Genomic DNA, 12,711 nt, shown 5'->3' on the forward strand with positions numbered 1-12,711 from the left:
GCTGCCGACCCCACGCTCCCGCCGATCGATTCAAGCCCTGGATTGTATCACGAAGGGGCACCACGATGCCGCCGCTTTACCGGCCAGAAACAAGCACTTGCAGGATTTTGACGGGGCGATGCGGCGAGATTGCGCCGCACTGGCCTCAGCCGCCGAACGCTGCCTGCATGCGCGCCGGGTCCGGCTGCGCGATCACCCCGCGTTCGGTGACGATCGCATCGATCAGGCTGCCGGGGGTGACGTCGAACACCGGATTCCAGGCATGGATGCCATCGGCCACGGTGCGCACGCCGCCGACCCCGAACAACTCGCCCGGATCGCGCTGCTCGATCTCGATCTGGTCGCCGCTGGCGGTGTCCATGTCCACCGTGGACGACGGCGCCACCACCATGAACTTGACGCCATGGTGGCGCGCGGCGATCGCCAGCTGGTAGGTGCCGATCTTGTTGGCGGTATCGCCATTGGCGCAGATGCGGTCGGCACCGACGATGACCCACTGCACCAGCCCGGACTTCATCAGATGCGAGGCGGCCGAATCGGCGATCAGGGTTGCGTCGATGCCATCCTGCTGCAGCTCCCACACGGTCAGGCGCGCGCCTTGCAACCACGGCCGGGTCTCGCCGGCAAACACCTTGGCGATGCGCTGCTGCGCCACCCCGGCACGGATCACGCCCAGCGCGGTCCCGAAGCCGGCAGTGGCCAGCGAACCGGTATTGCAGTGGGTCAGCACGCCGCTGCCGGCGTCGATCAACGCCGCACCAAGCGCACCCATCTGCCGGTTGGCCGCCAGGTCTTCATCGGCGATGGCCTGCGCCTCGCGCGCGATCACCTCGCGCCAGTCGGCGCCGGCAGCGCCCAGCACGCGACGCATGCGCATCAGCGCCCAGGCCAGGTTGACTGCGGTCGGACGCGCGGCATTGAGCCGCAACAGCGCCGGTTCGAGTTTCTGCAAGGCCGCACTACCGTCCTCGGCAGCGATGTCGCGCGCCGCCAGTACCACGCCCCACCCGGCTGCAATGCCGATCGCCGGCGCGCCGCGCACGGCCAGCGAATGGATCGCCTCGGCCACGGCGTCGCTGGTGTCGCAACGCACATGCTCGACCACGAACGGCAGCTTGCGCTGGTCGAGCAGTTCCAGGGCATCGCCGGTCCACAGCAACGGGCGGATATGGTCGTAGCGGGCGTAATCGATATGGGCGCTGTCGTTCATGCGGACATTGTAAGTCATGCCCTGCCTGCAACCACGCTCGCCGACCATTGTGACCGGCCCTTGCCCGCCCACCGTCGCGGGACCCTGAGCGGATGGATGCCGCGCCGGAGCTTACAAGGACGTACTTGCAGCGTATCCCGCGATGGTGGGCGGGCAAGGGCCCTCCAGCCAAGGCGCAGCGTCGAGGGCACGGTGCCCTCACCGCTTGCGGGACACCGCACCAGACAGTTGGTCGGCGCTCATCTGAAGAGCTGTCTGTCATGCGATCTGCATCAGACGGAGAACCGATGCTTCATGATCGAACGANCGCTCATCTGAAGAGCTGTCTGTCATGCGATCTGCATCAGACGGAGAACCGATGCTTCATGATCGAACGAAGGCATCGAGCACTGCTCTTCCATGGGCACCGACCCTCTCGACGGGTCCCTGCCCGCCCACCGTCGCGGGACCCTGAGCGGCATGGATGCCGCGCCGGAGCTTACAAGGACGTACTTGCAGCGTGTCCCGCGATGGTGGGCGGGCAANACCCTGAGCGGCATGGATGCCGCGCCGGAGCTTACAAGGACGTACTTGCAGCGTGTCCCGCGATGGTGGGCGGGCAAGGACCCTGCAGCCAAGGCGCAGCGTCGAGGGCGCGGCGCGCTCACTCGAAAAGCTGTCTGTCGTGCGGTGTACATGCCGAGAAGAATCACATCCCCGGCTGAGCCATAGCGATGAGAGCAGCAGTTTCTTCAACCGCTCTCAGTCGACGATGAACTCGGCGCGGCAGCCGTCGTTGACCCACACACCGTCGCGGCTCCAGCCCCAGGTCTGGCCCTCCACGCATTCCTTCCTGGAGAGCTGGCGGCCTACACGCACCTGGCGTTCCACCGAGACGCCGCAGGTGCGACGTGCACCCTTTTTCGATTCGCAGGTCACCATGCGCGGCACCGCCACGAAGCCGGAACCGTCCTCGGCAGCGACTTCGAATTCGCCATCGCAGCCGCGCGAGACCCAGATTTCGTTACGGCGCGCGCCCCAGCTGCGGCCTTCCTTGCATGGCCAGACCGAGCGCTGGCGCAGCAGGCGCACCGGGGCGCCACGCAACACCACCGGGCACACCACCTTGCCGCCGTTGGAATCGCAGCGCACCACGCGGCGCATCTGCGGGGCATGCGACACGCGCGTGCTGGCAAACTCCGCACGGCAGCCCTGTTCGACCCACACGCCGTCGCGCTCGATATCCCACTCGCTGCCGCGGATGCAACTGGTCTCCGACAGCTGGCGTACCAGCTGGACGCCGTGCCCGGTCTCCATCGCGCAATGCACGCGCGCCATGTCCCTGGACTCGCAGCGCACCACGCCGGAGGCGCGATCGACCGCACGCGCATCGGCAAGCATCAGCAGCGGCATGCACCACAAACCGCATAAGCTGATCAGCCACTTCATGCCGACAATCCTCACCCAAACACACTCTGCGCCGCGCCCCGTGGACGCCACGATGAGAGCATCATCGGTGTGAAGATAGCAATACGGTGGCAATGACAGCGGGATGGCAGCGCGCGCGCGCCAGGCGCGACGACGTCATGCCTGGCGCGCTGCAGGCGTTGCCGGGGTCAGGCGTGGGCAAACGCAAATGCCAGCACATCGGCAATCTGCGTTGTCCCGCGCATGGCCATCAACAGCCGGTCCACCCCGACCGCCACCCCGGCGCAATCGGGCAGTTGCGACAGCACTGCCAGCAGCCGCTCATCCACCGGCAGCTGCGGCAATCCGCGCGCCGCACGCATCGCGTTGTCGCGCATGAACCGCGCACGCTGTTCCTGCGCATCGTTGAGCTCGTGGTACCCGTTGGCCACCTCGTAGGCACCCAGATACAGCTCGAAGCGCTCGGCCACCGGCGGATCGTCATGGCGGATGCGCGCCAACGCGCACTGGCTGGCCGGCCAGTCGTGCACCACGGTCAGCGTGTCGCTGGCAAAGCCCGGCTGGAGGCAATGGGTCATCAGCAGGTCCAGCCAATCGTCGCGGCTCAGGCCCCGTGGATCGATCGCGACATCGTGCAGCGGTGCGCGCAGCGTTTCGATCGGATCGCGCAGCGGGTCGATGCCCAGCGCCTGCACGAACAATTCGCGATAGCTCAGCACCTGCACCTGCGCCTGGCGCCCGACCAGCGCAAGCGCGCGGCGCACCAGCGCGACGGTTTCCTGCGCCAGCGCGCGATCGTCCCAGCCCACCCGATACCACTCGAGCATGCTGAACTCGGGATTGTGGCGGCCGCCAGCCTCGCCATTGCGAAACACCCGCCCCAGCTCGTAGCAATCGCCTACCCCGGCGGCCAGCAGCCGCTTGAGCGGATACTCCGGCGAGGTGCGCAACCAGCGCACCGGCGCACCGGCATCGACATGGCCGCTGAAGCGCGTGCTGAAACTGTCGATATTCGGCTCGGTATTGCCGGCCTCCGACAGCACCGGCGTCTCCACTTCCAGCACGTCGCGCTCGGCGAAGAAATCGCGGATCAACGCATTGAGCCGCGCGCGCAACCGCAACGCGGCCAGGTCGACCTGCGCTGCATTCATGGCTGCTGGCCGTGCTCGCCGAGGAAGGCCAGCAAGCGCGCCTCATCCCAGATCTCCACACCCAGCGACTGCGCCTTGTCGAGCTTTGACCCGGCTTCTTCGCCAGCCACCAGGAACGCGGTTTTCTTGGAGACGCTGCCGGCGACCTTGGCGCCCAGCGCTTCCAGCCGTTGCTTGGCCGCGTCGCGGGTGAGCGCAGCCAGGGTGCCGGTGATCACCACGGTCTGGCCATCGAGCGGGCCAGCCTGCAGCGCATCGGCGGCGGGCAGACGCGACAGCACCGTCTCCATTGCCTGTTGCGCCGCGCTGGCCAGGGCCGCATTTTCCGGCCGCTCCAGCCATTGCAGCAACGATGCCACCACCGCCGCCGGAACGCCGGCTTGCAGCAAGGCATCGGACCCCGCAGTGCGCAGCGCGTCGAACGAAGCCACCGCGGTGGCCAGTTGCTGCGCACGCACCGGCGTCACCTTGGGAATGTCCATGTCTTCCAGCACGCTGGCAAAGCTCAGCGCCTCGCGCAGCTTGGGCGATGGCGGATGCGCATCGCCGATGCGCACGCCACGTTGCAGCAGGTCGTCGATGGCCTGCTGATTGCCGGGCTGGTCGAAGAAGTGCCCGAGCGAGCGCGCCACCTCGCCGCCAATATCCGGCACGCGCTTGAACAGCGGCCACGGCAGATGGCGGATCAACTCCAGGTCGCCGAACCACGCCGACAAGGCCTTGGCGGTGCTCTCGCCGACATGCTCGATGCCGAGCGCGAACAGGAAACGCTCCAGCGTGGTGTCGCGCGACTGCTCGATCGCCGCAATCAGGTTTTCCGCCCACTTGGTGGCGATCTTCTTGCGGTTCCAATCGAAGGGCGGCAGGCCGGCGCGCAACAGGTCCGCCTGCCAGGTTTGCGGCACCTCGCGCTCGCCGGCCAGGTCCACACCGATGCCGACCACGGTGGTTTCCAGCTGCGAATACGCGCCGCTGGCCAGATGCTCGCGCGCCTCGCGCAGGAACGCATGCGGGCTCTCGGCGGTGCTGATCAGGCGCAGTTGCAGCAGCTGGTCCACGGTGAGCAGATACAGGTCGGCCACGCCCTGCACCACGCCGCTATCGACCAGCACCTCGATGAACTTTTCGCCCAGGCCATCGACATCCATCGCACGGCGCGAGACGAAATGCCGGAACGCTTCCTTGCGCTGCGCCGGGCAGGTCAGCTCGCCGGAGCAGCGCCACACCGCCTCGCCTTCCTCGCGCACGATCTCCGACCCGCACACCGGGCAGTGCGTGGGCATCTGCCATGGCTGGGTGCCGGGCGGCCGTTGATCGGCAACCACGCCGGCCACTTCGGGAATCACATCGCCGGCACGCCGCACGATCACCGTATCGCCCACGCGCACATCCAGCCGCGCGATCTGGTCGGCGTTGTGCAGCGTGGCGTTGGTGACGATCACCCCGGCCACGTGCACCGGCTTGAGCCGCGCCACCGGCGTGGCCGCGCCGGTGCGGCCGATCTGGATCTCGATCGCCTCCACCGTGGTGGACTGCTCCTGCGCCGGGAACTTGTGCGCGATCGCCCAGCGCGGCGCGCGCGAGACAAAGCCCATCTCGCGCTGCCCGGCCAGATCGTCGAGCTTGTACACCACGCCATCGATGTCGAAGGGCAAGCCATCGCGCGCTTCGCCGATGCGCTGGTAGTACCCCAACAGGCCATCGCTGCCCTGCACCACCTCGACCAGCGCACTGACCGGGAAACCCCATTCGCGCAGTTGCGCCAGGATCGCCGAATGGGTCTGTGGCAGTGCACCTTCGCTCACTTCGCCCACGCCGTAGGCAAAGAAACTCAGCGGGCGCTGGGCCGTGATGCGCGCATCCAGCTGACGCAGTGAGCCTGCGGCGCCATTGCGCGGATTGGCCAGCACCTTGCCGCCGTGCAGGCGCATCTGCGCGTTGTAGGTTTCGAAGGCCGCGCGCGGCATGTACACCTCGCCGCGCACTTCCAGCACCTGCGGCCAGCCTGCGCCACGCAGGCGCAGCGGAATCGCCTTGACGGTGCGCAGATTGGCGCTGACATCCTCACCGGTGGCGCCGTCGCCGCGCGTTGCGCCCTGCACGAACTCGCCATTTTCGTAGCGCAGGCTGATCGCCAGGCCATCGAGCTTGGGCTCGGCCGAGAACAGCGGTTGCTTCACCTCCAGCCGCTCGCCGATACGCCGCACGAACTCGGTCACTTCCTCGTCGCTGAAGGCATTGCCCAACGACAGCATCGGCAAGGCATGCCGCACTTCGGCAAAGCGCGAGGCGGCCAGGTGGCCGACGCGCTGGGTCGGCGAATCGGCGCTGGCCAGCTCCGGATGCGCGGCCTCCAATGCCTCCAGTTCGCGCATCAGGCGGTCGTAGTCGACGTCGGCCATCTGCGGCTCGTCGAGCACGTGATAGCGGTAGTTGGCGTCCTCGAGACGATGACGCAGGGCGTCGATACGCTGCGCGGGATCCGGGCTGACAGTCATGCGATCGCTGGGCTGGCTCTGGGCCGCCCATTCTAACGGGCGGTGCCTGGATGCAAGCGCTGCCCGACCGCCGACCGCCCCGCGCGACAGCGGACCCGGCAGGGATTTCCCGATAGGCAGACAGGCACAAACCCGCTAGCGTGGCGCCCTCTTTGCCTGCTCGCCTGGAGCTTACCCGTGCCGTTGCCCGTCTCGCGCCGTTCGTTTCTCAGTCTCGCCAGCGTTGGCGTGGCGATCTCCGCACTGGGACTGGCACCCGCGGCCGCGGCCGCCCGCAAGCGCGCAACCGCGGCGGCGGCGCCCCCCGGTGTGGCGGCCGCCGCCGGCACGGTGTACCTCAACTACAACGAACATCCACTGGGCCCTGCGCCCGCCGCACTGGATGCGGCAACGCGCTCGCTGGCACGCGCGGGCCGCTATCAGTTCGAGATGGAGCAGGACCTGCACAACCTGATGACCGGCGAGCTGCAGCTGCCCGGCGACCATCTGGCGTTCTTTCCCGGCTCCAGGGATGCGCTGTATCGTGCCGGCAGCCTGTTCACCTCGGCCCGTGCCGGGCTGGTGGTGGCCGACCCGGGCTTCGACCCGATCGTCGACAGTGCGAATGCGCGCGGCGTGCCGGTGCGCAAGGTGCCGCTGCAGGCCAATGGCGCGCATGACGTCAAGGCGATGGCCAAGGCCGACCCGACTGCCGGCCTGATCTACCTGTGCAATCCCGGCAACGCCAGCGGCGCCATCACCCCGCGCGCCGACATCGAATGGCTGCTGGCCAACAAGCCGGCCAGCGCCGTACTGGTGGTCGATGAGGCGTATATCCACTACAGCAACGAGCCGTCCGTGGCCGACCTGGTGCGTCAGCGCCAGGACCTGATCGTGCTGCGCAGCTTCTCCAAGCTCTACGGCATGGCCGGCCTGCGCCTGGGTGCCGCGCTGGCGCCGCCGGGGCTGCAGACCAAACTCGCCAGCCTGGGCAGCAACCCGCTGTCGGTCCCGGCAATGGCCGCCGGCATCGCCAGCCTGCGCGACCCGCAACTGGTGCAGACCCGTCGTGCGGAGAACGCCCACGTGCGCGAAGACACCATCGCCTGGCTCAAGACCAAGGGCTACACCTGCCTGCCCACGCAGGCCAACTGCTTCCTGCTCGACCTCAAGCGCGACGCGCGCGTGTTCGCCGATTCGATGCAGAAGCAGGGCGTCATCGTCGGCCGCAGCTGGCCGATCTGGCCCAGGCGCGTGCGCGTGAGCGTCGGCACCGAGGCGGAGATGCTGCGCTTTCGCGAGGCGTTTGCCAAGGCGAAGCGTTGAGCACTAGGCACTGAGTGACAATCCCTTCTCCCCTCGGGAGAAGGTGGCGCGCAGCGCCGGATGAGGGTGCGAGCGAAGCCGCGTGCCGTCCAACTACGCCAGGGCGTCGCCGCGTCCCCTCACCCCAGCCCCTCTCCCGCAGGAGAGTGGCCTTGATGGCCTCTCCTGCGGGAGAGGCAAATCACCAGCGCGGCGACTTGGTCAGCGGCGGGGCCTGGTGCTGGCGATCGTAGGCGCGCAGCTCGTCGCGGATATGCGCCACCCGTTGACGGCCCAGCGCATTGCGGCTGTCGTCCAGCACCACGCCATCGAGCAGTTCGGCCATGCGCTGCACGGTCGGCAGCATCTTTTCCCAGGCATCCAGCGCGGTCATCGGCGCCGGCAAGGTGAGGAAGAACGCAATCGCCGGGGTCTGCATCTCGCGGATGTTGGCCATGTCGAAACTGCCGGGCTTGAGGATGCTGGCCATGCTGAAGATCGGCCCGCGCTCCGGATGCCCTTCCACCAGGCGGTGGAACACATTCATGTGCCCGAACACCAGCCCGGTCTTCTCGGCAGCGACGACAATGTCTTCGCCGCGCAGCACCTGACCGGCCTTGGCGGCCACGAACAGCGACACGATCTTGTCGAAGTCCTGGTTCGGGCGCTTGCCGACATCGTTGCCGCCAGCCGCATCGGCATCGTCCAGGTTCAGTTCGCTCTGCTCGGCGCCTTCACTGCGCGCGAACGGGTCGCCCTCCACGCCGGGCTCGCCGGAAATCACCGGTTCGCGGCGCTCGCGCGGCTGCCCGTCGTCCTTGTCGACCCGGCGGCCTTGCGGCGATTTTTTCGGGCGACCAAACAGGAAGATGGCCGCGACCAGCAGCAGTCCAGCGATCAGGATCCCGATCCGGATCATGGCCATGTCGGACATTCAGCGTGCCTCCGCATAAGAGTGACAGGTGTCGATATTCCAACAAGCATGGCACGTCATGCCGCACCCGCCAAACGTGCGGCCTCTTCCAGGTCCACGCTGACCAGGCGGCTGACGCCCGGCTCGCGCATGGTCACGCCCGAGAGCTGACGCGCCGCCTCCATCGTCGCCTTGTTGTGACTGACGAACAGGAACTGCACCTTCTCGCTCATCTCGCGCACCATGTTGGCCAGGCGGCCGACATTGGCTTCGTCCAGCGGCGCGTCCACCTCGTCGAGCAGGCAGAACGGCGCCGGATTGAGCTGGAAGATCGCAAACACCAGCGCCACCGCGGTCATCGCCTTCTCGCCACCGGACAACAGCGAGATGCTGGACACGCGCTTGCCCGGCGGGCGCGCCATGATGGTCACGCCGGTGTCGAGCAGGTCTTCGCCGGTGAGTTCAAGATAGGCGTGCCCGCCGCCGAACAGGCGCGGATACAGCGCCTGGACGCCGGAGTTGACGCGGTCGAAGGTGTCCTTGAAGCGGCCGCGGGTTTCGCGGTCGATCTTGCGGATGGCCTCTTCCAGCGTTTCCAGCGCGGTCATCAGGTCCACGTTTTGCGCGTCCAGGTATTCGGAGCGCTGCGCGGCCTCGCCATACTCCTGGATCGCGGCCAGGTTGACCGGCTCCAGCCGCCGCATGCGGCCATCGATCTGACCGACCGCCGCTTCCCACTCGGCCACGTTCGCTGCTTCCGGCAAACCATTGACGACGTCTTCGAGCACGAAGCCGGCCTTCACCACGGCGGCCTCCAATTGCTCTGCGCTGAGCACCAGCGCCTGCTGATCCAGCCTGCGCTGCGAGATGCGCTCGCGCTGGGCCAGCGCCTGTTCGTCGCGCTGCTGACGGGTCTGCTCGTAGCTGCGCAGCTCGCCATCGATGCTCTCCAGCATGGTGCGCGCTTCGCTCAGCACGCGCTCGGTACGCACGCGCTCGCTCAGGGCGGCCTGGTGTTCGTGTTCCAGCGTTTCCACCGGCGAGTCGCCGTCGCTGAGCTGGGCGAGCAGATCCTCCAGGCGCGTATCGAGCTGGCCGCGCTGGCTGTCCATGCGCTCCAGCGTCTGGCTCAGCGAAGTGATCTGGGTGCGTTGCGATTCCAGCGTGAGCGCCAATGCGTGCATCGCATCGCGCACGCCCCGTGCGGCATCGCGGGCCTGGTCGCGCGCATCGGTGAACTGGCGGCGTTCGTTCTCCAGCGCCTCGCGGGTCCCTTGCAGATCGCCCATCAGGGTCACCGCGTCCTCGAGCTTGGCGCGTGCCTCGCGTGCCTGCTCGCGGCTGGTGTCCAGCGTTTCCAGCAGCTGCGACAACTCGGTTTCGATGCGTTCGATGCGCGTGCGCGCGGCATCGACCTTGCCCTGCTGGCTCTGCAGCTGGCCGGCCAGTTCGGACACGCTGCGGTGCGCCATGTACAACTGGCGCTGCGCATCTTCGCGCTGCTGTTCGGCCGCCAGCAGCTGCTCGCGGAAGCTGCCCAGGCGCTGTTCAAGCTCGGCTTCGCGCTCCTGCAGCGTTTCGATCTGCGCGCGCAGCTCCTGGATCTCGCGCTCGCGCAGCAAGGCGCCCTGCTTGGCCGCGCCGGAGCGCGACACCCGCACCCAGCCCTCGCCCAGCCGCTCGCCGCTGCGGGTGATGACCGAATCGCCCTCGGGCAGTCTGCGCTGCAGCGTGCGTGCGGCCTCCAGATCCTCGGCCGCGTGCAGGCGCGCGAGCAGGCGACGGATCGCGATCGGCCCCTGCACCTTGGCCGCCAGCGAGGTCGGCGCGAATGTCGCGTTGTCGTTGGCACTGGACACCAGCGCGATGCGGCCATCACCCAATTCGCCCAGCGCATCGACCAGTTGCTCGGGCGCCTCCACCAGCACGCCTTCGATCAACTGCCCCAAGGCGCCTTCCACCGCGTTTTCCCAGCCGCTTTCGACCGTGATGCGCTCGCCGACACGCGCGGCAGAATCCAGCCCGCGCGAGGTCAGCCACGCCACTGCGGCGCCCTGCTCCTGGCCGAGTGCGGCCTGCTGCAAGGTTTCCAGCGACGACAGCCGGCCACGCGCGGCCTGCGCCTGCTTGCGCACCTCGGCCAGCTCGCCCTGGCTGGCGCGTTGCTGTTCCTGCAGCCCGCCGAGCGCGTGCTTGCGCGCTTCGACCTGCTCGGTCAGCCCGTCCAGCGAGGTCTTCTGGGTTTCGTGGCGCAGCTCGATCTGCTCGAACGCCTCGGCCAGCGCGTCCAGATCCAGCCCGGCACGCTCGTTGACCAGCGCTTCGCGGCGGCGTTCGGCCTCCAGCGACTGGCGATCGAGATAATCCACACGCGTGCGCTCCACCTCGCCGGCACGCGAGGCTTCGCCGGTGTCGCGGTTATGGGTTTCCCAACGCTGCTGCCAGTCGGCCAGGCGCGCCTCGGCCTCGCGCAGCGACTCCTGGCGGAATTCATGGTCTTCGCGCAGCTGTTCCAGCTGCGGTTCGGCAGCGTCCACCGCCTCGCGCAGCACCGCCAGCCTGGCCGAGTCGCCGCTGATGTGCTGGGTCAGCTCCTGCAGCTGGCTCTGCGCCTCGTCGCGTGCCTTGTGCAGGCGATGCGAGAGTTCGCGCTGGTGCTGGATCTGCTGCTCGATGCGCGCCAGCGCACCACCAACCTGATAGACATCGGCCTGCGCCTTGGCCACCGCTTCGGCGGCTTCCTCGCGACGTGCGCGCCCGGTTTCGATCCGCGCCTCGGCATCGCGCTGTTCGGCAATCAGCTGCTGCAGCCGGGTCTCTTCCTGGTTCAACTTCTCGCGCAGGCCCTGCAGCCGCCCATCCAGCCCGCGGTATTCCAGCGCCTTCCACTCGGCGTCCTTGATCCGGCGCTCTTCCTGCAAGGCCTGATACTGCTCGGCCTGGCGCGCCTGGCGCTGCAGATGCGCCAGCTGCTTGGTGATCTCTTCGCGCAGGTCGCCCAGGCGATCGAGATTCTCGCGGGTATGCCGGATGCGCGTTTCGGTTTCCTTGCGGCGCTCCTTGTACTTGGAAATGCCGGCGGCTTCTTCCAGGTACACGCGCAGGTCTTCCGGACGCGCCTCGATGATCTGGCTGATCATGCCCTGCTCGATGATCGAGTAGCTGCGCGGGCCCAGGCCGGTGCCCAGGAACAGGTCGGTGATGTCGCGGCGCCGGCACTTGGTGCCGTTGAGGTAGTAGGCGCTGTTGCCGTCGCGGCTGACCAGGCGCTTGACCGAGATCTCGTTGAACGAGGCAAACTCGCCGCTGATGGTGTGATCGGAGTTGTCGAAGATCAGTTCCACCGTCGCCTGCGACACCGGCTTGCGCGCCGAGGAACCGGAGAAGATCACGTCGGTCAGCGAGTCGCCACGCAGGCGGCTGGCCGAACTTTCGCCCATCACCCAGCGCACCGCGTCGATGATGTTGGACTTGCCGCAGCCATTGGGACCGACGATGCCGGTCATGTTGGTGGGCAGGTGCAACGTGGTCGGGTCGACGAACGACTTGAAACCGGACAGTTTGATCGTGGACAGGCGCATGGGGCTGAAGGTTCCGGGCACCGCACGGGCGTGGCCGGCAGGCGCTTTTTCCTGTGAAGCCGACACCTAAGCCCTTGATCCACAAGATCTGCAGGCCGTGGAACCGGCAATGGAACACGAGTATAGCCGCCCGCCATCGCTGGCGCGGCCGCACAAAGACGAAGGGCGCCTAACCAGGCGCCCTTCGGGTACAGCGTACGGCGTGGATCAGGCGTCGGATTCGACGATGACCTTGACCGAGGTTTCCACATCGGCGTGCAGGTGCAGCACAACGTCGTACTCGCCGACATTGCGGAATGCGCCTTCGCCCAGGATCACTTCGCTCTTTTCCAGCGGCAGGCCGGCGGCGGTGAATGCCTCGGCGATGTCGCGCGGACCGACCGAACCGTACAGCTTGCCTTCGGTCGACGCATGCGCGCCGATGGTGACGCTGGCGCCTTCGAACTTGCCGGCGCGGCTCTGTGCATCGGCCAGGATGGTGTTGGCCTTGGCTTCGTAGTCGGCGCGCTTGGCTTCAAACGCTTCGACGTTGGCAGCGGTGGCCGGCACGGCCTTGCCCTGCGGCACGAGGAAGTTGCGGCCGTAACCCGGCTTGACGCTGACCTTGTCGCCCAGGCCGCCGAGGTTGGTCACTTTCTGCAGAAGAATCAGATCCATGGTGGTGCTC

At 67.6% G+C, this 12,711-nt stretch carries 8 protein-coding genes; 1 reads left to right on the top strand and 7 read right to left on the bottom strand.

Features of this window, described 5'->3' with window-relative positions; genetic code table 11:
- Window positions 1-145: 145 nt before the first annotated feature.
- The 4 genes from mtnA to ligA form a co-directional block, all read right to left on the bottom strand.
- Window positions 146-1,210, bottom strand: a complete 1,065-nt coding sequence (mtnA, locus tag C0541_RS13080; protein WP_115048951.1) for an S-methyl-5-thioribose-1-phosphate isomerase — start codon at window positions 1,208-1,210, stop codon at window positions 146-148.
- Between the two features lie 741 nt (window positions 1,211-1,951).
- On the bottom strand, window positions 1,952-2,638 hold the full coding sequence (locus tag C0541_RS13090) for a DUF3011 domain-containing protein (protein ID WP_115048955.1): 687 nt from the start codon (window positions 2,636-2,638) through the stop codon (window positions 1,952-1,954).
- A 167-nt stretch (window positions 2,639-2,805) separates the two neighbouring features.
- The gene (gene epmA, locus C0541_RS13095; RefSeq protein ID WP_115048957.1) at window positions 2,806-3,768 is read right to left on the bottom strand and encodes an EF-P lysine aminoacylase EpmA; all 963 of its coding nucleotides are present in this window, start codon (window positions 3,766-3,768) and stop codon (window positions 2,806-2,808) included.
- On the bottom strand, window positions 3,765-6,266 hold the full coding sequence (gene ligA, locus C0541_RS13100) for an NAD-dependent DNA ligase LigA (RefSeq protein ID WP_115048959.1): 2,502 nt from the start codon (window positions 6,264-6,266) through the stop codon (window positions 3,765-3,767). Before ligA ends, epmA begins: the two co-directional genes overlap by 4 nt.
- 177 nt (window positions 6,267-6,443) lie before the next feature.
- Between ligA and C0541_RS13105 the strand changes: the two genes are divergently transcribed.
- Entirely contained in the window at window positions 6,444-7,571 is a 1,128-nt protein-coding gene (locus C0541_RS13105; RefSeq protein ID WP_115048961.1) for a pyridoxal phosphate-dependent aminotransferase, read from the top strand.
- A 181-nt stretch (window positions 7,572-7,752) separates the two neighbouring features.
- Here C0541_RS13105 and zipA read toward each other — a convergent pair whose 3' ends face one another.
- From zipA to rplI, 3 genes are all read right to left on the bottom strand, one after another.
- Window positions 7,753-8,484 (bottom strand): cell division protein ZipA, encoded by a 732-nt coding sequence (zipA, locus tag C0541_RS13110; RefSeq protein ID WP_104648445.1) that lies wholly within the window; start codon window positions 8,482-8,484, stop codon window positions 7,753-7,755.
- 56 nt (window positions 8,485-8,540) lie between these two features.
- Entirely contained in the window at window positions 8,541-12,044 is a 3,504-nt protein-coding gene (smc, locus tag C0541_RS13115) for a chromosome segregation protein SMC (RefSeq protein WP_115048963.1), read from the bottom strand.
- Between the two features lie 207 nt (window positions 12,045-12,251).
- Window positions 12,252-12,701, bottom strand: coding sequence for a 50S ribosomal protein L9 (gene rplI / locus C0541_RS13120; protein ID WP_016904199.1), 450 nt, complete (start codon window positions 12,699-12,701; stop codon window positions 12,252-12,254).
- Between the last annotated feature and the right edge of the window lie 10 nt (window positions 12,702-12,711).

The sequence above is a fragment of the Xanthomonas arboricola genome (assembly GCF_003353015.1).
Classification (GTDB): Bacteria; Pseudomonadota; Gammaproteobacteria; order Xanthomonadales; family Xanthomonadaceae; genus Xanthomonas; species Xanthomonas arboricola_E.

Bases quoted from the DNA above. Each gene is read 5' to 3' on its own strand.
- mtnA (WP_115048951.1), bottom strand. From the start codon at position 1,210: ATGAACGACAGCGCCCATATCGATTACGCCCGCTACGACCATATCCGC.
- C0541_RS13090 (WP_115048955.1), bottom strand. From the start codon at position 2,638: ATGAAGTGGCTGATCAGCTTATGCGGTTTGTGGTGCATGCCGCTGCTG.
- epmA (WP_115048957.1), bottom strand. From the start codon at position 3,768: ATGAATGCAGCGCAGGTCGACCTGGCCGCGTTGCGGTTGCGCGCGCGG.
- ligA (WP_115048959.1), bottom strand. From the start codon at position 6,266: ATGACTGTCAGCCCGGATCCCGCGCAGCGTATCGACGCCCTGCGTCAT.
- zipA (WP_104648445.1), bottom strand. From the start codon at position 8,484: ATGTCCGACATGGCCATGATCCGGATCGGGATCCTGATCGCTGGACTG.
- smc (WP_115048963.1), bottom strand. From the start codon at position 12,044: ATGCGCCTGTCCACGATCAAACTGTCCGGTTTCAAGTCGTTCGTCGAC.
- rplI (WP_016904199.1), bottom strand. From the start codon at position 12,701: ATGGATCTGATTCTTCTGCAGAAAGTGACCAACCTCGGCGGCCTGGGC.